Source organism: Stenotrophomonas sp. 05L414_2 (assembly GCF_056397905.1).
The window spans coordinates 1-23,130 of sequence record NZ_JBFTOJ010000057.1 but is presented as its reverse complement, the minus strand read 5'-3'; the positions used below and the strand labels follow the sequence as shown (position 1 = coordinate 23,130).

Genomic DNA, 23,130 nt, shown 5'->3' with positions numbered 1-23,130 from the left:
TCCGCCGCCCGATCGGCACCGCCCTGCTGGCCATTGGCTTGTTCATGGTCGGCGTGATCTGTTACCTGCGGCTCGGCGTGTCGGCGTTGCCGAACATCGAGATCCCGGTGATCTTCGTGCACGCCAGCCAGTCCGGTGCGGATGCGGCGACCATGGCCTCCACGGTGACCGCGCCGCTGGAGCGCCACCTCGGCCAGCTGCCGGGCATCGACCGCATGCGCTCGTCGAGTTCGGAAGGCAGCTCGCTGGTGTTCATGATCTTCCAGAGCGACCGCGACATCGATTCGGCCGCGCTGGACGTACAGACCGCGATCAATTCGGCGCAGGCCGACCTGCCCTCGGGCATGGGCTCGCCGATGTACCAGAAGGCGAACCCGAACGACGATCCGGTGATCGCCATCGCGCTGACCTCGCAGACGCAGTCCGCCGATGAGCTGTACAACGTCGCCGATTCGCTGCTGGCCCAGCGCATCCGCCAGATCGGCGGTGTCGCCTCGGTGGATATCGCCGGTGCCTCGACGCCGGCGGTGCGTGTGGACGTCAACCTGCGCCTGATGAACGCGCTGGGACTGACCGCCGACGACCTGCGCAATGCCGTGCGCGCGGCCAACGTGACCTCGCCCACCGGCTTCCTCAGCGATGGCAACACCACCACGGCGATCATCGCCAACGATTCGGTCGCACGCGCCGCCGACTTCGCCGATCTGGTGGTCAAGACCCAGGGCGATGGCCGGGTGATCCGCCTGAAGGACATCGCCAACGTCTACGACGGCCAGCAGGACGCCTACCAGGCCGCGTGGTTCGACCACAAACCGGCCGTGGTGATGTATGTGTTCACCCGCGCCGGCGCCAACATCGTCGAGACCGTGGACCGGGTGAAAGCGCAGATTCCCGCGTTGCGCGACTACCTGCAGCCGGGCACCACGATGACGCCCTACTTCGACCGCACCCCGACCATCCGGTCGTCGCTGCATGAAGTGCAGATCACCCTGCTGATCAGCCTGGCGATGGTGGTGCTGACCATGGCGCTGTTCCTGCGCCGGTTGGCGCCGACGCTGATCGCGGCGGTCACCGTGCCGCTGTCGCTGGCCGGTGCCGCGCTTGTGATGTACGTGATGGGCTTCACCCTGAACAACCTGAGCCTGCTGGCGCTGGTGATCGCGATCGGCTTCGTGGTCGACGATGCGATCGTGGTGATCGAGAACATCATGCGCCACCTCGACGAGGGCATGCCGCGGATGCAGGCGGCCTTCGCCGGTGCGCGCGAAATCGGCTTCACCATCGTCTCGATCACCGCTTCGCTGGTGGCGGTGTTCATCCCGCTGCTGTTCGCCAGCGGCATGATGGGCGCGTTCTTCCGCGAATTCACCGTGACCCTGGTGGCGGCGATCGTGGTGTCGATGATCGTTTCGCTGACACTGACCCCGGCGCTGTGCAGCCGCTTCCTCAGCGCGCACGACCACACGGCGGCACCGTCGCGCTTCGGCCGCTGGCTCGATGCCGGTCACGAGCGGATGCTGCGCGTCTACACCGTGTTCCTTGATTTTTCGCTGCGCCATGCGCTGCTGCTGTCGTTGACGCCGTTGATCCTGATCGGCGTCACCATCTTCCTGTTCGGTGCGGTGAAGAAGGGCGCGTTCCCGCCACAGGACACCGRCCTGATCTGGGGCCGCGCCAATTCCAGCGCGACGGTGTCCTTCGAGGACATGGTCAGCCGCCAGCGCCGCATCACCGACATGCTGATGGCCGACCCGGCAGTGAAGACCGTGGGCGTACGCCTGGGCAGCGGACGCCAGGGTTCCAGCGCGCAGTTCAACGTGGAACTGAAGTCGCGCAAGGAAGGCCGCCGCGAAACCACCGCACACGCACTGGCACGGCTGAGTGCGAAGGCCGACCGCTACCCGGACCTGCAGCTGCGCCTGCGCGCGATCCAGGACCTGCCCAGCAACGATGGCGGTGGAAACAGCCAGGGCGCGCAGTACCGCGTCTCGCTGCAGGGCAACGACCTGGCCGCACTGCAGGAATGGCTGCCCAAGCTGCAGGCGGCATTGAAGAAGAACCCGAAGCTGCGTGATGTCGGCACCGACGTCGACAACGCCGGCCTGCGCCAGAACATCGAGATCGACCGGGCCAAGGCCGCGCGCCTGGGCATCTCGGTCGGCGCCATCGACGGTGCGCTGTACGGCGCCTTCGGCCAGCGCCAGATCTCCACCATCTACTCGGACATCAACCAGTACAGCGTGGTGGTCAATGCGCTGCCGTCGCAGACCGCCACGCCTTCGGCGCTGGACGAAGTGCATGTGCGTGCACGCAACGGCGAGATGGTGCCGATCACGGCGGTGGCCCGCCAGGCGCCGGGCCTGGCGCCCTCGCAGATCACCCATGAAAACCAGTACACGACGATGGACCTGAGCTACAACCTCGCCCCCGGCGTCAGCATGGGCGAGGCCAAGGCCATCATCGACAGCACCGTGGCCGGCATGCGCATGCCCGGCGACATCCGCCTGGCCGACGACGCCGGCTTCGGCTTCAATTCCGACCCCAGCGACATGCTGATCCTGGTGCTGGCAGCCATCCTCACCGTCTACCTGGTGCTGGGCATCCTGTACGAAAGCCTGATCCACCCGGTGACGATCCTGTCCACCCTGCCGGCCGCCGGCGTCGGTGCGTTGCTGGCGCTGTTCGGCACCAACACCGAACTGTCGGTGATCTCGATGATCGCGCTGGTGCTGCTGATCGGCATCGTCAAGAAGAACGCGATCATGATGATCGACTTCGCCCTGGTGGCGCAGCGCGAACATGGGCTGACTCCGCGCGATGCTGCCCGTGAAGCCAGCATCGTGCGTTTCCGCCCGATCATGATGACCACGATGGTGGCAATCCTGGCTGCGGTGCCGCTGGCGATCGGCCTGGGCGAAGGTTCAGAGCTGCGTCGCCCGCTGGGCATCGCGATGATCGGCGGCCTGCTGTTCTCGCAGAGCCTGACCCTGCTCAGCACGCCGGCGCTGTACGTGATCTTCTCGTGCCTGGCCGAGCGCTGGAAGGCGCGGCGCGCGCGCAGGCGTGAAGCGAAGCTCCTCAGGCGCGCACAGCGGGCCTGACTTCGGCAGCGCCGGGCCATGCCCGGCGGCCTTTCAGCAATCCGCGCTGCGCGCTCGCCGGGCATGGCGCGGCGCTACCGGCCTCTGGTGGGTGCGGACCGTTGGTCCGCACGCCGATGGCATTTGACGCGCTGTAACGAAAAGAGAACAATTCTCATCCAGCCATGGTCCTGCGCCCCCTTGTGGCGCCCCGCTGCCGTCCCCGGCACGCCTGCGTGATCCCAGCCACCGACCTTTCCCCCCTGCATGGGCGGATGGCCCGTGGCCGCCCGCCGAGGATCTCCATCGATGTTGCCGATTCGCTCCCCCCGCCTGGCCGTACTGGCCGTCGCGCTGTCCGCCGCCTGCACTGCACACGCCGAAGCCCCGGCCGGATCCCGCAGCGCCACCGATCTGGACGCGGTCAAGGTCATCGCCGAGCGTACCCATACCGAGGCTGGCGCCCTCGGCGATCGCGCCCTGCGTGATACCCCGTTCGCGATCACCGCCGTCGGCCGTGAGCAGATCGAACAGCGCCAGGTCGTGTCGCTGGGCGAAGCCTTCCTGCTCGACCCCTCGGTCACCACCCAGGTCAGCGCCTATGCCAGTGGCTGGAGCTCGCCGATCCGCAACCGTGGCATCGACCTGAATTTCGACAGCTACCGGGTCAACGGTCTGCAGGTCTCGTCCTGGGGCACCGAATGGCCGCTGGAAGTGATGGAACAGGTCGACCTGCTGAAGGGTCCGGGAGGTTTCCTGTACGGCTTCGGCGCGCCGGGCGGCATCGTCAACTACATCACCAAGAAGCCGACCGACGTACCGACCTTCTCCGCCCAGCTCGGCTGGCGCGAGCAGGGCATCGTCAGCGGCGGCATCGACGTCGGCGGCCGCTTCGGCAACGAGCAGATGTTCGGCTACCGCTTCAACGCATACCAGGAAAAGGGCGAAACCTTCAACGGTGGCCATGTCGATCGCAAGGTCGGTGCACTGTCGCTGGACGCGCGCCTGAGCGATGCGCTCACCTGGACCTTCGACGGCGTGTTCCAGTCGCGCGACCTGCGCGAGGAATCACCGCAGTACTACTTCCGTGGCCTGACCTCACTGCCGCGGCCGATCGCCGGCGATGTCGACAACAGCGTGCCCGGCACCTACTACGACACCCGCTCCAGCCTGCTGTCCACCGCGCTGAACTGGCAGATCAACAGCGACTGGAAGGCCAGCCTGAGCTATGGCGTCACCACCTCGTGGAACGACGTCAACAAGATCTTCGCCTACATCGACGATACCAACGGCGACTACGCCGTCAACGTCTATGAGCTCGGCGGCAAGAGCGAGTGGAAGCTGGCGCAGGCACTGGTGCAGGGCCGCTTCGGCACCGGCCCACTGCAGCACCAGCTGGTGGCCGGTGTCAGCCACCAGACCGGGCTGGGCTGGGACCGTCCCTACGAGTTCAGCCTGATCGGCCGCGCCAACCTCTACCAGCGCCATGGCATCCGTCACGACGCGGTGGGTTCCCGGGTGATGACCCGCGGTGACGAGACCGTACAGCAGGCGGTGTTCGTCAGCGATACCGTCAATCTCGGCCATGGCTGGTCGGTGCTGGCCGGTTGGCGCTACAACGACTTCGAGACCAAGGGCGCCTACCACACCTATCCGGTCACCCCGACCTATGCGGTCATGTTCAAGCCCAGCGAGGCCGTCACCCTGTATGCCAGCTACATCGAGTCGCTGGAAGCAGGCAGCCGCGTAGGCAACAGCTACATCAATGCCGGCGATGTGCTCGACCCCACCATCAGCAAGCAGTACGAGATCGGCGCCAAGGTGGAAGCGAATCGCTGGAACGCGAATGTCGCTGCGTTCCGCCTGGAACGTGGCGCCAACATCGATCAGCTGACCGATGCAGGCAAGCGCCTGGTGCAGGATGGCATCACCCTGTACGAAGGCGTCGAAGCCAGCGCCGACCTGCACCTGACCGATGCGCTGACCGTGGGCGGTGGCGTGACCTGGCTGGACCCGACCTACGACAAGCTGTCACCGGGCAGCGCGGCGCAGGAAGGCAACCGTACCGTCGGTGCTGCGCGCTGGAGCGGCGTGCTGCACGCCACTTACCAGCTGCCGTGGGTGGAAGGGCTGGAGACCTATGCCGCCGTGCGCTACTACGGCGATGTCTGGTACGACGCCGACAACACCCTGAAGCTGCCCGACTACACCCTCGTCAACGCCGGCGTCGGTTACCGCCTGCTGGCCTCCGGCCATCCGGTGACCCTGCGTGCCAGCGTGGAGAACCTGGCCAACCGCAGGTACTGGTCCAATGCCGGCGTCGGCCTGCCGCGCACCTTCGCGCTCAGCGTGCGGTTCGACATGTAACGGGCCTCGGTAGCGCCCGGCCATGCCCGGCGGCTGCATGCCACGCCGCGCATGGCGCGGCGCTACCGGATTTCACGCGTGGCCCGTAATAATGGTGGCCGATCCTTTCGCCGAGCCTGCATGTCCGCACGCGAATCCCGCCTCAGCCGCCTGTGGGCCCACGAGAAGGCCAGCTATGGCCTGCGGGTGTTCATTGCCCTGACCGCGGCCATGGCCGTGTGCTGGCACCTGGATGCGCTGACCGCGCTGCCCGGCGTGTTCCTCGGCATCATCGCCAGTGCGATTGCCGAGACCGATGACAACTGGTGGGGCCGGACCAAGGCCGTGCTGCTGTCGCTGTTGTGCTTCTGCCTGGCAGCGGCCTCGGTGATCTGGCTGTTCCCCTGGCCGTGGATATTCATCGCGGCCCTGGCGCTGTCCACGTTCGGCCTGACACTGCTCGGTGCACTGGGCGAGCGCTACGCGTCCATCGCCCAGGCGACCGTCACGCTGGCCATCTACACCATGATCGGCCTGGAACAGCATGGCGCCCATGACCTGCACAGTGCGCTGGATGCGGTCAGCCACCTGCTTGCGGGTGCGGTCTGGTACGGGCTGCTGTCGATCCTGTGGACCACGTTGTTCGCCAACCGGCCGGTGCGCGAGCGCGTGGCCCGCCTGTACGTGGAACTGGGCCGTTACCTGCAGCTCAAGGCCGCGCTGTTCGAACCCGTACGCGAGGCGGACCTGCAGCGCCGCCAGCTCGACCTGGCCGAACAGAACCGTCGCGTGGTCGGCGCGCTGAACGAGGCCAAGACCGCGATCCTGGCGCGCTTTGGCCGCTCCGGACGGCCCGGCGTCAACTCCGGCCTGTACCTGCGCCTGTAYTACATGGCACAGGATTTCCATGAGCGCGCCAGCTCCTCGCATTACCCGTACGGCGCGCTGGTCGACGCGTTCTTCCACAGCGACGTGCTGTACCGCTGCCAGCGCCTGCTCGACCTGCAGGGCCAGGCCTGTGCACGGCTGGGCGAAGCGATCCGGCTGCGTCGTCCGTTCGTCTACGGCGAGAGCAACCAGCAGGCCGGGCGCGATCTGGCCGATGCCCTGGCCTACCTGCGCGACCAGCAACGCCCGCAGTGGCAGCGCCTGCTSKSCTCGCTGGASCTGCTSGKSCACAACCTGCGSAGCATCGAGCGCCGCCTGCTCGATGCCGAACGATCCGAAGCCAGCCTGGACAACGTCGACACCCGCCTGCGCGACAGCAACCCGCACACGCTGCGCGAAATGGGCGTGCGCGTGCGCCAGCAGCTCACCCCCGGCTCGGTATTGTTCCGCCATGGCCTGCGCATGGCGCTGGCACTGATCGCCGGTTTCGTTGCCATCCATCTGTTCAATGCACAGAACGGCTCGTGGGTCCTGCTGACCATCGTGTTCGTGTGCCGGCCCAGCTTCGGTGCCACCCGCCAGCGCCTGGCCCAACGAATCGTCGGTACGCTTGCCGGCCTGGTGCTGACCTGGGCGCTGCTGCAGCTGTTCCCAACGCTGGAGATCCAGCTGCTGATCGCATTGCTGTCGGCACTGCTGTTCTTCTTCACCCGTACCGACCGCTATCTGGTCGCCTCGGCCGCCATCACGGTGATGGCGCTGACCTGCTTCAACCTGATCGGCGACGGCTTCGTGCTGATCGTGCCGCGCATGGTCGATACGATCCTGGGGTGCGCGATCGCCGCAGCGGCCGCGTTCCTGATCCTGCCGGACTGGCAGGGTCGACAGCTGCACCGCGTGCTGGCGCGGGTGCTGGATACCGCCGCCCGTTATCTGGAATCGGTGCTGGGCCAGTACCGCAGCGGCATGCGCGACGACCTGGCCTACCGCATCGCCCGCCGCGACATGCACAACGCCGATGCCGCACTGTCCACCGCATTGTCGAACATGCTGCGCGAACCGGGCCACGTGCGCCGCAACCTCGATTCGGGTTTCCACTTCCTGGCGTTGTCCAACACCCTGCTCGGGCATCTGTCGGCGCTGGGTGCGCACCGCGACCAGGTCGACAGCTACGCGGGCGATCCACTCGCGCTGGCCGCTGGCGAGCGGGTGCGTAAAGCGCTGCAGCAGCTGGCATCGGCATTGACGGCGCAGCAGCCGGTGTCGGAGGAGGACAACGACGCCGATCGTGCGGTGGCCGCGGAACTGGAGCAGCTCGATGAGACGATGCCGCCGAAACTGCAGTTGATCCGCACGCAGATGGCGCTGGTGCTGCGGATGTTGCCGAAGGTGAGGGCAGCGGCCAATGGCGCGGTGCGCGGCCTGGCCTGAGCGGACGGCATCCACGCATGGCGTGGATCTACTGGAGYGGTATTCGGGCGTGACCCTGTCGGCCGTGCAACATCGTGTTGCGTGCACGGGGGCATTGCGATCACGCCCCGACGCCGATACTGCGGTGTCGCCCACGCAGGATCTCCCCCATGAAGATCGAACTCAACGACCGCACCGCACTGGTCACCGCCTCCACCGCCGGCATCGGTCTGGCCATCGCGCAGGGGCTTGCCGCCGCGGGTGCACAGGTCATCCTCAACGGCCGCAGTACCGACAGCGTGGAACGCGCACGTCAGCGACTGCTGGCTGCAATTCCCGACGCCAACGTGCTGGGCGTGGCCGCCGATCTGTCCGACGCCCGCGGGGTCGACGCGCTGCTGGCCGGCCTGCCGGGCAACGTCGACATCCTGGTCAACAATGCCGGCATCTTCGGCCCGCAGGACTTCTTCGAGACCGACGATGCCACCTGGGAGCAGTACTGGCAGACCAATGTCATGTCCGGCGTGCGCCTGTCGCGCGCCCTGCTGCCGGCGATGGTCGACGCCGGTTGGGGCCGCGTGCTGTTCATCTCCTCCGAATCAGCACGCAACATTCCTGCCGACATGATCCATTACGGCGTCAGCAAGACCGCGCAGCTGTCGTTGTCGCGCGGCCTGGCCAAGCGCGTGGCCGGCAGCGGCGTCACCGTCAATGCGGTGCTGCCCGGCCCGACGTTGTCCGATGGCTTCGCAACGATGTTCGAAGAAGAGCGTGCACGCACCGGCAAGCCGCTGGAACAGATCGGCCGTGAGTTCGTGATGGCCCATCGCCCTGCATCGGTGATCCAGCGCGCGGCCACGGTCGAGGAAGTGGCCAACATGGTGGTCTACCTCGCCTCACCGCAGGCGTCGGCCACCTCCGGCGCAGCGCTGCGGGTCGATGGCGGCGTGGTCGACGATATCGTGTGAGCGTTGGTGGGGTGTGTGGACCAACGGTCCGCACCTACCGCATCCCTGCCTGACAGGCAGGGATGCTAGGCTGCGCCGGTCCAAGGAGGTTCCATGTCCGGTCACAACCAGTTCGCCCTGCTGCGCCAGCGCCGTTTCCTGCCGTTCTTCATCGTGCAGGGGTTGGGTGCCTTCAACGACAACGTGTACCGGCAGGCGATCATCGGCCTGCTGTTCTACCTGGGCGTGGCCGAGAGCGAGCGCACGCTCTACACCAACCTGGCGCCGGCGCTGTTCATCCTGCCCTACTTCCTGTTCTCCGCCCTGGCCGGGCAGATCGCGGAAAAGCTGGAGAAGTCGCGGCTGATCGTGATCACCACCACCATGGAGATCGTGATCATGACGCTGGCTGCGGTGGGCTTTCTCACCGAGAGCCTGCCGGTGCTGCTGGTGGCCCTGTTCTGCACGGGCCTGCAGTCCACCCTGTTCGGCCCGGTGAAGTACTCGGTGCTGCCCTCGGTACTGCGTCCGGAAGAACTGACCGGTGGCAATGGCCTGGTCGAGATGGGCACGTCGATGTCGATCCTGACCGGCATGATCGTCGGCGGCCTGGTGTTCACCCTGGCAGGCACCCATGGCCCGATCGTGGCCGCCACCTCTGTCATCGCGCTGGCGATCTGCGGCAACCTGGCCGCGCGCATGATCCCCAAGGTGGATGCCGGCGCCCCGGACCTGAAGATCAACTGGAACCCGATCCCCGAATCGCTGGCCGTGCTGCGCATGGCCAGGAAACAGAAGGCGGTACGCAACGCCATCCTCGGCGTGTCCTGGTTCTGGTTCGTCGGCACCATCCTGACCGCGCAGCTGCCGTCCTATGCGGTCACCAACCTCGGTGGCGAGCCCACCCTGTACATCTTCGCCCTGGCGCTGTTCTCGGTCGGCACCGGTGTCGGTTCGCTGCTGTGCGAAAAGCTGTCGGCGCGCACGGTGGAGATCGGCCTGGTGCCGCTGGGTGCGTTCGGCATGACCGCCTTCCTGCTGGACCTGTACTTCGCACGCGCCGGTGAGGCCACCGCGCAAGGCCTGTCGGTCACCCAGTTCGTGCACCAGGCCGGCAGCATCCGCATCATCATCGACCTGCTCGGCATCGGCCTGTTCACCGGCTTCTTCGTGGTGCCGCTGTTTGCTTTGATCCAGAGCCGCACGCCGAAATCGGAGATGTCGCGCGTATTCGCCGCGCTGAACATCCAGAACTCCGGCTTCATCGTCGCTGCGGCCGTACTCGGCCTGCTCACCCAGCGCCTGCTCGGCTGGACCATCCCGCAGCTGTTCCTGGCACTGGCCATCGCCAATGCCGTGGTGGCGATCTACATCTTCACCATCGTCCCCGAATTCCTGATGCGCTTCCTCAGCTGGGTGATGGTGCGCACGCTGTACCGGCTGCGCCCGCACGGCATCGAAGCGAACGTGCCCGATGAGGGCGCCGCGCTGCTGGTCTGCAACCACGTCAGCTACATGGACGCGCTGATCCTGTCGGCGACGATCCCGCGCCCGGTGCGCTTCGTCATGTACTACAAGATCTTCAACATCCCGGTCATGCGCTGGATCTTCCGCACCGCCAAGGCGATTCCGATCGCCGGTGCGCGCGAAGACCCGGCCCTGATGCAGCGCGCGTTCGATGAAGTCGACGCCGCACTCGCCGAGGGCGAGCTGGTATGCATCTTCCCGGAAGGCGCACTGACCCGCGACGGCACGATGGCAGCGTTCAAATCCGGCGTGGAGAAGATCCTCGAACGCCGTCCGGTACCGGTGGTGCCGATGGCCCTGCGCGGCATGTGGTCGAGCATGTGGAGCCGCCGCGATACCCGTCTGGGCCGCATGCGCGTGCCGCGCCGGTTCCGGGCGACAGTGGAGGTGGTCGCCGCCCCGGCGGTGGATGGCCATTCAACCGATGCCGCCGCCCTGGAAGCGCAGGTCCGCACCCTGCGCGGCGACCTCGCCTGACGCAATCGCCCCCATCCGGGGGCGATGACGGTACGCTGCCTACGCCACCGTCCAAGGGCGATACGAGGCCTGACGGGGCTGAAAACGCATACATGCGTCGTTGGTTGCGGTAGATTACGCACCCACAGGGGGGAGGTTCGGCCCGTTCACACGGCCGACCACCAAGGAATGGAGTCTTGCTTTGAATCAACCGCCACCGCTCAGCCGTCCGGTCTACATCCCCAACCATCTGGTCTGGGCGATCCTGACGACGCTGTTCTGCTGCCTGCCGTTGGGCGTGGTGTCGATCGTGTATGCCGCCCAGGTCGATGGTCGCAATGCGGCCGGTGACCTGCCGGGGGCCTATAGCGCGTCGCGCAAGGCGGGCTGGTGGGCGGTGGCTTCGGCCGCGGCCCTGCCGGTCCTGTTGCTGTTGTGGTTCGGGCTGTTCGGCGGCTTGGCCGCGCTGGGCGCTCTATCCGACCTTTGATTCACCACCACCACCCATCGAGGAGCTTGAACCATGAACACCACCACTGCGCAGGTCCCCAACAATCTGGTCTGGGCCATCCTGTCCACCCTGTTCTGCTGCCTGCCGGCCGGCATCGTGTCGATCGTCTACGCCGCGCAGGTCAACGGCAAGCTGGCTGCCGGCGACGTCGCCGGTGCCCGTGATTCGGCCGACAAGGCCAAGAAGTGGGCCATCTGGTCGGCCATCGCTGCCGTTGTGGTTGGCGTCCTGTACTTCATCATCATCATGGCCGTTGGCGGCCTGGGCGCCCTGAGCGGCGGCAACGGCAGCTACTGATGCCCGCGACGGGGTCCGGCCATGCGCCGGATCCCGCCCCCGCATGTCCGCACTTCCTGCTCGTTCCCGACTCACCCGCTGGGCTCCGCTGCTGGCCGCGTCCGGCCTGGCTGCGGGTGCCGCCGTGGTCCTGCGCCACGTCAATCCGTATGTCTCCGGCAATCCGCTGCCGGGCTGTCCGCTGTACGCACTGACCGGCTTCTACTGCCCCGGCTGCGGCAGCACGCGCTGCCTGTACTCACTGGTCCACTTCGACCTGCCCGGCGCGATGGCGATGAACCCGTTGCTGGTCATCAGCCTGCCCTTCCTGTTCCTGATGCTGCTCAACACCGCCGGCGTACGCCCGCGCGTGCTTGATCCACTGATGCGGGTACTGGCCAGCCCCACGTTCTGGCTGTGGCTGCTGCCCGGCTATGCCGTGCTGCGCAACCTGCCGTGGGCTCCGTTCACCGCGCTGGCCCCGGTGTAGGTTTCCAGCCAACGGCGCAGCCCCTCGTGGTGGGCGGCGTTTGAAGGCAGAAGCCCTGGGGTGGCCGGGCGGGATGGGTTTGCGGGGGACGCCGTGAATCCCCAGACCGGCCCAGCCGCTGGCGGCTGGGCGTTCGGGCGCTTGCGAAGCAGTGCTTCGCAATCAAAGCGCCCTCACCCCTGGAGGCTTGTCCGCGGCATCCATGCCGCGGACACCCCCCGCAAACCCATCCCGCCCGGCCACGGACAATTTCCGTGCGCGTCCACCACGGAAAAGAAAGAGAAGATCAAAAGCCGAAGCGGGTCGCTCCGCTCGGCATCCACGCATGGCGTGGATCTACTGGCCGTCATCGGAAACTGTCGGGGGTGGGGCGGCGTGGGGCTGCAGAACCGTTGGCGCCATGGATGGCGCCATCGAGCCCCCATGGATGGGTTAACGGCGTGTCCTGCAGCCCCACACCCCCCACCAAACCCACAGAAATCCAGAGCCGCTGTTGCAGTTGCAGTTGCTTCCAGCGGGTGCAGGGCGGCAAGCCCTGCAGAAAAGCACAACTAGGTCACCCAGCCCGCGATCACCAGCAGGGCCAGCACCGCCAGCCACAGCAGCAGCATCCGCCACACCAGGCTCATCGCATCCCGCAGGTCCGGCAACCGCTGCCACACCGGCAGCAGGCCCGCTTCGGTGTAATCGTGAGCGTCCTCGCGCAGCTCGGCATTGACGCTGGCACGCGCCACCGCACCCAGGAAACCAATGCCACCGGCCAAGCGCTCACCATGCGCCTGGCGCCATGCCTTCCAGGCCGTGTCGAAGTTGCCGACCAGGGCCATCGAGAACGCCATCAACTGCGCCACCGGCCACTCGATCCAGCCCAGCAGCCGCTGTGCCAGCGCCAGCGGCTCCACCGGCACGCGCGCACGCATCGGGCTTTCCGCCATCAGTGCCAGCAGGCGATAACCGAGAGCCCCCACCGGGCCCAGCAGCAGGAACCAGAACAGCACCGCGAACCAGCGCCGCAGGGCGTTGAGCACGGTCGCCTCGACCAGTGAAGGAACATCCTCACGCAGGCTGCCACCGGCCGGCTGCAGGTTGCGTACCGCCGCCTGCCGGGTCGGCGCATCGTCGGCATCGATGATCGCCTCGATGTCGCGGTCCAGATCGCGCGGGCCCCAGCACCAGGCCAGCACGGCCACGCCCAGCAGCAGCGCCGGAAGGCCGAACAGCACCCCGCGCAGCAGCCAGGCGACCAGCGCCATCAGCAGCAGTGGGGGTACGATCGCCAGCGCCACGCCGGCGGCCCCCTGCCAGGCCCGACCACCGCGCGCGTCCAGCCAGCCCAGCCAACGCCGGAAGCCGTCGAAACGGCGCAGCGACGCGGCAGCGGCCGGGGCGACATGGCCAAGGGCCAGTGCCACCAACACGGCGACCAGGGTGGTGAACATGGCAGGTCTCCCTACGAGCGAGCGTTCGGCGTCGCTACCTTACCTGTCGCAGCGTCGCCGTCAGCGGTGAACCGTACTGTAACCGGCAGCGTGTTCAGGTGGCGGCAATGCTGGCACCGCCGGATGCCGGTTGCTGGCGGTACCAATGCTCGATCAGGCCCCGCGAAATGGAAATCGGCGGTGACAGACGGATGCCTTCTCCATCGTCCTCGACGTCACGCGCGAGGGCCGCGCCAACTTCCTCGGCGCTGAACCAGCGCGCGTCTTCCAGTTCGCCATCCACGGTCGGCACGTCGTCGTGTGCCTGCGCACGGAATCCGACCATCAATGCGCCGGGGAACGGCCAGGGCTGCGAGCCCAGGTACTGGCAGGCGGTCACCCGCACCTTGCTCTCTTCGTGCACTTCGCGCGCTACGGTCTGCTCGAAGGTCTCGCCCGGCTCGACAAAGCCGGCCAGCACCGAATAGCGGCGCGGCGCCCAGTTGGACTGGCGGCCCAGCAACAGCCGGCCCTGGTTTTCAACCGCGACGATCACGGCCGGGTCGACGCGCGGATAGTGTTCGGTCGCGCACTGCGGGCAGCGGCCGACGAAGCCCCCCCGGGCGAACGTCACGGCGCTGCCGCAGACACCGCAGAAGCGGGTACGCGATTGCCAGTAGGACATGCCACGGGCGTAGCTGAAGGCGGTCGCATCGGCCACGGTCCATAGCAGCGCGGCCTGGCGCAGATCGAGCCGGCGTGGCGCGGTGACCGTCACGCTGGCCGCTTCCACCGAGAACCACGCCTGCTCGCCACGCAGGCCGAGGAAAATCGCGACACCCGGCCCGCCACCGACATCGGCGCCGGTCAACGCCAGCGGCTGGTCGTCATCACCGGTGAAGGCGGTGCCGTCCTGGTCCAGGACAAGAATGCGCGCATCGGGCCACAGGCGCGCCAGAGCATCGGCATCTTCGCGCATGGCATCGGCGCGCTCCAACGGTTCACCCACGAAGGCAAAACCGGAAAGCGGCGAAGGAGAATTGAGCATCCAGCTAGCCTGCCGCCAATCACGGCAGGTGGCAAGCCGCAGACTGTGCAGAAACCCGCCTGTGGTTGCAGTAACGGTCATCCACGCATGGCGTGGATCCAGCGAAGGCAGCGCGCGGGGTGCATGCCCCACGCCCTGCAATTACATGCTGAAACTGCTGCCGCAGCCGCAGGTGGTCTTGGCGTTCGGATTGCGGATCACGAACTGCGCACCGGTCAGGCTCTCGGTGTAATCCACTTCGGCACCCATCAGGTACTGCAGGCTGAGCGGATCGACCAGCAGGGTGACCCCGCTGGTCTGCACCGCCAGGTCATCGCCGGCACGGTTCTCGTCGAACTCGAACCCGTACTGGAAGCCCGAACAGCCGCCACCCTCGATGTACACACGCAATGACAGGTCGGGGTTGCCCTCGTCCTGGATCAGTTCCTTGACCTTGGCCGCAGCGGCCTCGGTGAAGTTCAGCGGCCGATCCAGCGACTGGTAGTCGGGCGCGGCGGCCGGCGTGGCGCCGGGGAGGGAGACGAGCGTGTTCATGGGCTCAGCATGGGGGCGCCGGCGCTGGCTTTCAAGCCATCGCCTCGGCCAGCTTGCGGCGGGCGGCGGTGTCGCCCTTGCCGTCAGCGGACGCTTCGCCTTCCGGCGCCGGCAGGGCCTGCATCGGGGCGCTGGCATGGATCAGCCGGCCGTTCAGCTGGGCACCCGCATTCATTTCCACCACTTGGTAGTGAACATTGCCGTTGACCCGCGCACTCGGGGTCAGTTCGACCTTCTCGGTGGCATGGACATCGCCGTCCAGGCGGCCACTGATGACCACCACTTGGGCGCGGATCTCGCCTTCGATCACGCCATGCTCGGCGAGGGTCAGGGTCGCCGCGCTGGCGCCCTCCTGGGCAATCACCTTGCCGTGGATGCGACCTTCCACGTACAGGCCACCACTGAATTCCACATCGCCACGGATCACCACCTGGTTGCCGATCAGGGCATCCACCACCAGTTGGCCATCACGGCTGGATTTGCTGCTTCCGAACATCTGCCTACTCCCCTTTGCTGGCCGGTGCGCCGGCCTGTTTCCAGTCGAATACCTGCGTGGTGCCCCCCGCACCACTCCCCAATGTCACCTTCACCCGTTGCGGGGTGAAGTCAGCCGGCAGCATCACGCTGCCGGTGAGCTGCTGGAAGTACCGGAACGAGTAATCCTGTCCCGGCACCTTGCTGCGCTGGTGCAGCTCGTCCCAGCTGATGGTGGCCAGCTTGCCGTTCTTCACGCCTTCCACCGTGAAACGCATCTGCCCTTGGCTGATCGCTCCGCGGTTGAGGTTCTGCGTCAGCACCACGCTGTACTGCCAGGTGCCGGCCGATTCCGGGCTGAATTCAATCGAATGGGTGTTCAGGCCCTTGCGCTGGCTGGTCGAGCCCACCAGGCGTTCGTAGAAGGCGACGTCAGCGCGCAGGCCGGCGATCTCTTCATCGCGCTCGGCCAACGAGGACTGCACTTCGTTGTTGGCGGCGCGGCTGATGCGGTCCGACGCTTCCAGCGTGGCCTGCTTCTGGCGCAGTTCGGTCAGCTGCGTCTGCAGCGTATCGGCGCGCTTCTCGGCAGCCTGCACGCGCTGGCCCTGTTCACCGCGCGGCGTGCCCAGCCAGCAGCCACCCAGCACCGCAAGCACCAGGCTGAGCAGCCAGATGCCGGCGATCACCAGCAGGCGACGGCGGTCGGCGGGTGGTTGCGCGGCACCGGGAAGGCGGACCTGCACGCGCATGGGAGGGCGGTTGTTCATGGGTAGTCTCCGTGGCAGCGCCGAAGCGCCGCCAGTACGGCCCCTGGGGCAAACGACGGGCTAGTGTATGACAGGAACGGCAGGTTTCCCCGGTGCCGGCCGGTACCAGGCGGTGGCATTCAGCCACTCCATGGTCGATAGTGTGGCACCCCGCACAGTTCCGCCGCCGGAGCCCGCCATGACCGAAGCCCACCTGTTCGTGATCGGCATCCTGCTGGCCTGGCTGGCCGGCATCCGCGTTTACCTCACCGTATTCGGCGTCGGCATCGCCGGCCTGCTCGGCTGGGTCGACCTGCCACCGGCGCTGCAGGCCACCGAGTCGTGGTGGGTGCTCGGCACGTCGGCGGCGCTGGCCATTGCCGAATTCTTCGCCGACAAGATTCCCGGCGTGGATTCAGCCTGGGACCTGGTGCAGACCCTGGCGCGCGTGCCCGCCGGCGCTTTCCTCGCGGCAGCGACACTGTCGCCCGATGGCGACCTGGGCACCGGTGCACTGGTCGCCGGCGCGGGCGTTGCGCTGGCCAGCCATGGCCTGAAGGCCGGCACCCGCGCCCTGCTCAACACCTCACCGGAACCGGCCAGCAACTGGGTCGCCTCTGCGGCCGAAGATACCGTGGTGATCGGCGGCTTGGCGCTCGCGCTGGCGCATCCATGGATCGCGCTGGTGGTGGTGCTGGCCTGCAGCCTGGCCGGCGCATTGCTGGTCTGGCTGGTCTGGCGCACCCTGTGGAAAAGCGTGCGCTGGTTGGCACGTGGCGGCAGCGACGACGGACAACGGCAACCGCGTACCGGCTGATCGGCTGGCTTGTCGCATAATGGCCGCGAACACCAGGAGCATCGATGGCCGCAAACGAATCCGTCGCGGGCCCCCGCCCGGGACGCGCTGAAACCCCTCCGGCCGATCATTGGCAACGTTGGGCCGCCCCCTCGGCTGCGGCAACGCCTGCCGAAGCAGTACTGGCGGTGTCAGAGGCACCCGCCCTGTCGGTGCCCGGCGACGGCGCGCGACTGGCGGCTCCGCCGCCCCTGCCCTCCACCGCCGCACTGCCCGAGGCGGGCAACAGTGACATCCCGCCTGTCGATGCCGACTCGCCCTACCGCGTGCTGATCGTCGAAGACGATCGTGCCCAGGCGCTGTTCGCACAGAGCGTGCTGCATGGCGCCGGCATGCAGGCAATCGTGCTCGGCGATGCCGATGGCGTGCAGCAGGCCATCCGCGAGCAACGCCCTGACCTGATCCTGATGGATCTGCACCTGCCCGGGCTGGATGGCATGCGGCTGACCGCGATGATCCGCCAGCAGCCCGGCATGCAGCTGCTGCCAATCGTCTTCCTCAGCGGCGACCCGGATCCGGAGCGCCAGTTCGAAGTGCTCGACTGCGGTGCCGACGATTACCTGAGCAAGCCGATCCGGCCGCGCCACCTGATTGCCGCGGTGGCCAACCGTATCCGCCGCGCACGCGCGCAGGCAGCGACCCTGCCCGGTGCCAACGGTGCACCGGCCACCAGCAACCCGGAAACCGGGCTGCCCACGCGCCACCACGTGCTGCAGCAACTCAACGCGACGCTGGCCCAGCACGACCGCGGTGGCGTGTTCTTCGTGGAAATCTCCAGCGCGCTGGGCCTGCGCGAGCGCTATGGCTATGCGGCCTTCGAGCGGCTGATGGTGCAGGCCGGGCAACGCCTTGCCGAGGCTGGCCATCCGCACCTGCTGGCGCGCCTGAACGACAACAGCTTCCTGCTGCTGGCGCGCAACGCCGATGAGGACAGCCTGGAAGCGATCGCCGGCACCCTGCGTGAGCAGCTGTCCGCGCGCGCCTTCGTGATACGCGACGACGAGTCGGTACACCTGCGTGGCGTGGTCGGCTACGCGCCGCTGTCGCCGGGTTTCGACGATGCCAGCAGCGCCCTGGAAGCAGTCGAACGTACCACCCTGCAGGCACGCCTGCTCAGCGCCGGCGTTGCCGGCCACGTGCATCGCCAGGTCACGACCGAGCAGGAGCACCTGGCGTTGCTGGAAGGCCAGCTCGAGCTCGCTTACCAGCCGATCGTCGCCGTCGCCGGCGGCAGCAGCGCGCAGTACCAGTTGCTGCTGCGCCTGCGCCGGACCGATGGCAGCGTGCTGACCGCCGGCCAGGTGATTCCGGCAGCCGAGGCGGCCGGCCGCATCGCCGACCTCGACCAGCAGGTGCTGGAGCATGCGATGGGCCTGCTCGACCTGTATCGCCACGCCACCCAGCCGCTGAACCTGTTCGTCTCGCAGTCGCTGCGTACCCTGCAGCGCGATGCCTTCGCCGACTGGCTGCTGGAGTCACTGCAGCAACGCCGCCTGCCCGGCAGCGCGCTGGTGATCGACGTGCGCCTGCCCGATGCACTGATCCACACCGTGCCGTTGCAGCAGTTCTGCCAGCGCATGGCCAGCGTCGGCGTGCGCTTCTGCCTGAGCCAGTTCGAACCGGGCAGCGAAGCCCTGGCGCTGCTCACCCAGCTGCCACTGTCGTTCGTGCGCATGGCCGCACGCTTTTCCAGCAGCCACTCCAACCCCGATACGCGCGAAGAACTGCGCCGATCGATCGAGCAGGCGCATGCAGCCGGCCTGCAGATCATCGGCCAGCAGATCGAGGACCCGCAGGCAGCGGCCGCGATGTGGGTCGGCGGTGTCGATTACATCCAGGGCAACATGGTGCAGTCGGCCGGCAGCGACCTGAACTTCGACTTCCACAACGCGGTGCTCTGAGTGTCACCGACGGTCGCGCTGTTGGCGGTGCTGGCGCTGGCCATCGTCGCCCTGCTGGTACTGGGCCTGCGATTGCGTTCGCGCAATCGCGCGCTGGCGGCACTGCAGCGCGAACGCATCACCCTGACCAGTGAACGCGACCAGCTGCGGCGCACCACCGAGCGCCAGGGCCAGCTGGAACATCAGCTGCTGCAGGCCAAGCAGGCTGCAGAAGCAGCCGTGCTGGCCAAGGGCGAATTCCTGGCCACCATGAGCCATGAAATCCGCACGCCGCTCAACGGCATCCTGCCCATGCTGGAGCTGATTGCCCGCGGCCCGCTCGGCGAAGACCAGCGGCAGATGCTGGCCACCGCCTCGGCCAGCTCGCAGCAGCTGCTGCGCATCGTCGATGACATCCTCGATTACTCGCGCCTGGAAGCCCAGGCGCTGGAGCTGGAGATCACCAGCTTCAACCTGCGCGAACTGCTCGATGGCGTGGTGCAGCTGCTGCAGCGCGCCGCCGAGGCCAAGGGCCTGACGTTGAGCCTGCAACTGGATCCGGCCGTGCGCCTGCCGGTACGCGGCGACCCGGTGCGCCTGCGCCAGGTCCTGGGCAACCTGCTGGCCAATGCCATCAAGTTCACCGCACGCGGCCAGGTGCAGTTGCGCGTGCAGCGGCTGGGCGAAGGCCCCGCCCAGCACCAGCTGCGTTTCGAAGTGGTCGACACCGGCATCGGCATCGATGAGGCCCTGCAGGCGCGGCTGTTCCAGTCCTTCAGCCAGGCCGACGCGTCCACCACCCGCATCTACGGTGGCACCGGCCTGGGCCTGGCCATCTGCAAGCGCATCACCGACCTGATGCATGGCGATATCGGCGTGCACTCCACCCCAGGCCAGGGCGCAACCTTCTGGTTTGAAATACCGCTGCTGAAGGTTCCCGGCGACCTGCCGGCGCTGGCCCGCTCGCCGGCAGCGCTGCTGCTGTACACCGCCGATGCACAGCTGCAGCCACGCGTCGAACGCATCGCCGCGCACCACGGCCTGCAGGTGCAGCCGCTGGCCAGCATTGATGAGGCAATGGAACGCCTGCGCGCAGCACCACGCCCGGGCCAGAGCACACCGGCATGGTTGCTGGTCGACGCGCGCCACCGCCGCAATGGCGAGGTGGCCCTGCAGCGCGCCTTGGCCGAGCGCGGTGCCGACGACGCACTGCAGGTGCTGTGGCTGCAGGATGATCCGGTTGCAGCACGGCCGCGCCAGCAGCAGCTGCACAGCACATTCAACGATGCCGACCTGCACGCGCTGCTGGCGCAGCCAACCGCTACCGCGCGACCCGCAGCCCTGCTGGCCAACGCCGAAGACGCCAGGCCGGCCGCCGCGCTGCCACCGCTGGATCTGCATGTGCTGCTGGTCGAAGACAACACGGTCAACCGGATGGTGGCCGAGCACCTGCTGCGGGTCTTCCAGTGCCGGGTGCGCAATGCCGCCGACGGCGAGCAGGCCCTCGCACTGCTGCGCGCAGGTGGAATCGACGTGGTGCTGATGGATTGCCAGATGCCGGTGCTCGACGGCTACAGCGCGACACAGCGCTGGCGCAGGGAGGAAGCCGAAGCCGGGCGCACGCGGTTGCCGATCATCGCGATGACCGCCAACGCCATGGCCGGTGATCGCGAACGCTGCCTGCAGGCGGGCATGGACGACTATCTTTCCAAGCCGATCACGCGTGAAGCGCTGCATGCGCTGCTGCAGCGCTGGGGCCGGGTTTCCGTGGATCGCGGACATGCACCGCTGCCGGAACCCGTGCAACCTGCCGCAACCCCGAGCGTGCCCGACGGCGAAAGCCTGGACGATGAACGAACGCGCGCGATCCCGATTCCACAGCCGGTGCTTGATCGCAGTGTGCTGGATGAACTGCAGGCGGTGATCGGCGATGCCGCCGCGCAGATCGTAACGGTGTTCCTGGAAGATGCACCGCAGCTGGTGCAGCAGCTGCAGCAGGCGGCGCAGGGCAACGACATCGAACGCCTGCAGGCGCTGTCGCACAGCCTGAAATCCTCCAGCGCCAACGTCGGCGCGCTGTCGCTGTCAGCGGTGGCGCGGCGGATCGAACTCGAAGCCCGCAGTGGCAGCCTGCAGCGCCCTGCCGTGGCAGTGGCGCTGCTGGTGGCGGAGTTCGCCCGCGCGCGCGTGGCGCTGACCGGCTACCTCGCCGGCCAGGCCCGTTGAATCACTCTTCGAGCTTGCTCAGCAGGTACTTCGGCTCACCGATGCGCTCGATCAGCTCCAGCTGGGTTTCCAGCCAGTCGATGTGCTCTTCCTCGGAGTCGAGGATCTTCACGAACAGCTGGCGGCTGACATAGTCGCCGACCGAATCGGCATAGGCCACGGCCTCGCGCAGGGTGACTACGCCATCGCGTTCCAGCGACAGATCGCACTGCAGGATCTCGGTCGGGTTCTCACCGATGCGCAGCTTGCCCAGCGCCTGGAAGTTCGGCAGGCCTTCAAGGAACAGGATGCGATCGGCAAGCATGTCGGCATGCTTCATTTCCTCGATCGATTCCTTGTACTCGTGTTCGGCCAGTTCCTTGATGCCCCAGTTCTTGAGCATCTTGGCGTGCAGGAAGTACTGGTTGATCGCGGTCAGCTCGTTGTAGAGGACCTTGTTGAGGAATTCGATGACCTTGGTGTCGCCCTTCATGGGGATGCTCCTGCACGCTGAAATCGCGGGCACTGTAGCGCCTTGCGCGCGCGCGTGAAGGAACGCGAATCGTGCGCATTGGCCACTGCGGCCAGCAATGAAGACCAGGAGAGCGTGGCGTCAACGCGCCGCGAAACGACTCAGGCGACCTGCGCCAGGCCCAACACCGGCAACGGCAGATCGTGGGTGGCACGCGCCTTGGCCAGCAGTTCGCCGGCCATGTCCAGGCAGGAACCGCAGGTGGCGCCGCATCCGGTGCGCATGGTCAGCTCGGCCACCGACGTGACGCCATGGCTGGCGGCTTCGCGGATCTGGTGGTCAGTAACACCGTTGCRGATGCAGACGTACACGGGCGGGAACCAGGGCAGCAGGCCAGTAGCGGCCTGGTCGCTATTCCAATGGAAACGAGAATGGTTGTCAATCAGAGACCTGAACCATTCTCGATACGGTTCAGAGTACCGTCGGATCCACACGGTACGAGGCGGCTACAGGGACAACAGCCCAAGCGCCAGCACCGGTGTACTGAAGAAGACGATCAGCCACTGCACACCACCACCTGCCGCTCTCACCCGCAGCAGGTAGTCCGCCAGGAACAGCGCACCCGCACAGGTCGCGAAGGCGAGGCAAACGCCCAGCCCAAGCGGCATCCATGCGATGTCGCCGAGGACCACCGCGCTCAACAACAGCCAGGAGAGGCTTGCCAGACGGACAGCCAGTTGCTGCCGGAAATACCCGGCAGACGTGCGTTGCGACCGTTCGGCCCGCTCTTTGCGCAACCTGCCCGTCAAACGGCTCCCGGTTCACCCTTTGCTTTCCGCGGCCAGTACCCGCCGCGCATGGGCGTGCGCTTCCTGGGCCTGTCGTGGCCGGCCGCGTGGCCTGGCATCCAGGCCTCGGCAGCGCTCTTGGGCATGGCACTGATGCCCTGCCCCGCCACCCCCTGGGCCAACGGCGCCAGATGTCGCAGGGCGCGCGCATAGACGCCACGCTTGAACACCACCACATGCTCCACCGGATACCAGAAGTCGACCCAGCGCCAATGATCGAACTCGGGCGAGTCGGTATGGTCCAGGCTGACGTGGGCTTCATCACCGGTCAGGCGCAGCAGGAACCAGACCTGCTTCTGGCCGATGCAGACCTGGCGTTCATTGCGGCGGATGGCACGCGCCGGCAGCTTGTAACGCAGCCAGCCCGGTGTCGCCCCAAGCACTTCAACGTGCTCCGGCAACAGCCCGGTCTCTTCCTGCAGTTCACGATACATGGCCTCGACAGGCGTCTCGTCGGTGTTCATGCCACCCTGCGGGAACTGCCAGCCATCCCGGCGCACACGTCGTGCCCAGAACACCTGCCCGTCCTGCCGCATCAGCACGATGCCGACGTTCGGTCGATAGCCGTCCGGATCGATCACGATGCGGACTCCTAAGAAAATCTACTGGTTGGGACTATCCCATGCCGTCTGTCGGGCCACAAGCACGATACAAAGGTGTTGACAGTCCTTGTACACATCAGCAGAATAGCGGGCTCACCAAGGCTATGTAGCTC

20 protein-coding genes are annotated in these 23,130 nt (G+C 67.1%); 11 read left to right on the top strand and 9 right to left on the bottom strand.

Translation table 11 applies throughout. The annotated features are described in order from the left end of the window. The 8 genes from AC1DJN_RS10220 to AC1DJN_RS10185 all read left to right on the top strand — a co-directional run. Positions 1-3,101 (top strand): efflux RND transporter permease subunit (locus AC1DJN_RS10220; RefSeq protein WP_478039164.1); only part of this gene is annotated, 3,101 nt, incomplete at its 5' end. Positions 3,102-3,389: 288 nt separating this feature from the next. Next, complete coding sequence (locus AC1DJN_RS10215) at positions 3,390-5,447, top strand: TonB-dependent siderophore receptor (protein ID WP_442251365.1); 2,058 nt, start codon at positions 3,390-3,392, stop codon at positions 5,445-5,447. 120 nt (positions 5,448-5,567) lie between these two features. Next, on the top strand, positions 5,568-7,745 hold the full coding sequence (yccS, locus tag AC1DJN_RS10210) for a YccS family putative transporter (RefSeq protein WP_478039163.1): 2,178 nt from the start codon (positions 5,568-5,570) through the stop codon (positions 7,743-7,745). A 149-nt stretch (positions 7,746-7,894) separates the two neighbouring features. After that, positions 7,895-8,692: an SDR family NAD(P)-dependent oxidoreductase gene (locus tag AC1DJN_RS10205; protein ID WP_134833185.1), complete on the top strand. Its 798-nt coding sequence runs from the start codon at positions 7,895-7,897 to the stop codon at positions 8,690-8,692. A gap of 93 nt (positions 8,693-8,785) precedes the next feature. Then, positions 8,786-10,675, top strand: coding sequence for an MFS transporter (locus AC1DJN_RS10200; RefSeq protein WP_059065362.1), 1,890 nt, complete (start codon positions 8,786-8,788; stop codon positions 10,673-10,675). Between the two features lie 181 nt (positions 10,676-10,856). Further along, complete coding sequence (locus AC1DJN_RS10195; protein WP_025874636.1) at positions 10,857-11,144, top strand: CD225/dispanin family protein; 288 nt, start codon at positions 10,857-10,859, stop codon at positions 11,142-11,144. Between the two features lie 33 nt (positions 11,145-11,177). After that, on the top strand, positions 11,178-11,462 hold the full coding sequence (locus AC1DJN_RS10190) for a CD225/dispanin family protein (protein ID WP_025874635.1): 285 nt from the start codon (positions 11,178-11,180) through the stop codon (positions 11,460-11,462). Between the two features lie 43 nt (positions 11,463-11,505). Continuing rightward, on the top strand, positions 11,506-11,931 hold the full coding sequence (locus AC1DJN_RS10185) for a DUF2752 domain-containing protein (RefSeq protein WP_025874634.1): 426 nt from the start codon (positions 11,506-11,508) through the stop codon (positions 11,929-11,931). Positions 11,932-12,482: 551 nt separating this feature from the next. Here AC1DJN_RS10185 and ampE read toward each other — a convergent pair. From ampE to AC1DJN_RS10160, 5 genes are all read right to left on the bottom strand, one after another. Next, positions 12,483-13,370, bottom strand: coding sequence for a regulatory signaling modulator protein AmpE (ampE, locus tag AC1DJN_RS10180; protein ID WP_312966031.1), 888 nt, complete (start codon positions 13,368-13,370; stop codon positions 12,483-12,485). Positions 13,371-13,464: 94 nt separating this feature from the next. After that, positions 13,465-14,397, bottom strand: coding sequence for an NAD(+) diphosphatase (gene nudC / locus AC1DJN_RS10175; RefSeq protein ID WP_025874632.1), 933 nt, complete (start codon positions 14,395-14,397; stop codon positions 13,465-13,467). A 141-nt stretch (positions 14,398-14,538) separates the two neighbouring features. After that, positions 14,539-14,931: an iron-sulfur cluster insertion protein ErpA gene (gene erpA, locus AC1DJN_RS10170; protein WP_025874631.1), complete on the bottom strand. Its 393-nt coding sequence runs from the start codon at positions 14,929-14,931 to the stop codon at positions 14,539-14,541. 31 nt (positions 14,932-14,962) lie between these two features. Further along, the gene (locus AC1DJN_RS10165) at positions 14,963-15,427 is read right to left on the bottom strand and encodes a bactofilin family protein (RefSeq protein ID WP_025874630.1); all 465 of its coding nucleotides are present in this window, start codon (positions 15,425-15,427) and stop codon (positions 14,963-14,965) included. 4 nt (positions 15,428-15,431) lie between these two features. Next, positions 15,432-16,175: a DUF6776 family protein gene (locus tag AC1DJN_RS10160; RefSeq protein ID WP_025874629.1), complete on the bottom strand. Its 744-nt coding sequence runs from the start codon at positions 16,173-16,175 to the stop codon at positions 15,432-15,434. Positions 16,176-16,353: 178 nt separating this feature from the next. Here AC1DJN_RS10160 and AC1DJN_RS10155 point away from each other — a divergent pair, with 178 nt between their 5' ends. The 3 genes from AC1DJN_RS10155 to AC1DJN_RS10145 are packed head-to-tail and all read left to right on the top strand — an operon-like array spanning position 16,354 to position 21,116. Continuing rightward, positions 16,354-16,971 (top strand): DUF4126 domain-containing protein, encoded by a 618-nt coding sequence (locus tag AC1DJN_RS10155; protein ID WP_025874628.1) that lies wholly within the window; start codon positions 16,354-16,356, stop codon positions 16,969-16,971. 44 nt (positions 16,972-17,015) lie between these two features. Continuing rightward, complete coding sequence (locus tag AC1DJN_RS10150) at positions 17,016-18,911, top strand: EAL domain-containing protein (RefSeq protein ID WP_312963949.1); 1,896 nt, start codon at positions 17,016-17,018, stop codon at positions 18,909-18,911. Next, complete coding sequence (locus tag AC1DJN_RS10145; protein WP_312963951.1) at positions 18,912-21,116, top strand: ATP-binding protein; 2,205 nt, start codon at positions 18,912-18,914, stop codon at positions 21,114-21,116. A 1-nt stretch (position 21,117) separates the two neighbouring features. On the opposite strand, the gene bfr is transcribed toward AC1DJN_RS10145, so the two are convergent. From bfr to AC1DJN_RS10125, 4 genes are all read right to left on the bottom strand, one after another. Then, on the bottom strand, positions 21,118-21,588 hold the full coding sequence (gene bfr, locus AC1DJN_RS10140) for a bacterioferritin (protein ID WP_025874625.1): 471 nt from the start codon (positions 21,586-21,588) through the stop codon (positions 21,118-21,120). A 140-nt stretch (positions 21,589-21,728) separates the two neighbouring features. After that, positions 21,729-21,938, bottom strand: coding sequence for a (2Fe-2S)-binding protein (locus AC1DJN_RS10135; RefSeq protein ID WP_478039162.1), 210 nt, complete (start codon positions 21,936-21,938; stop codon positions 21,729-21,731). 135 nt (positions 21,939-22,073) lie between these two features. Next, entirely contained in the window at positions 22,074-22,364 is a 291-nt protein-coding gene (locus AC1DJN_RS10130; protein WP_312965556.1) for a hypothetical protein, read from the bottom strand. An 8-nt stretch (positions 22,365-22,372) separates the two neighbouring features. Continuing rightward, positions 22,373-22,996, bottom strand: coding sequence for an RNA pyrophosphohydrolase (locus AC1DJN_RS10125; RefSeq protein ID WP_025874624.1), 624 nt, complete (start codon positions 22,994-22,996; stop codon positions 22,373-22,375). Between the last annotated feature and the right edge of the window lie 134 nt (positions 22,997-23,130).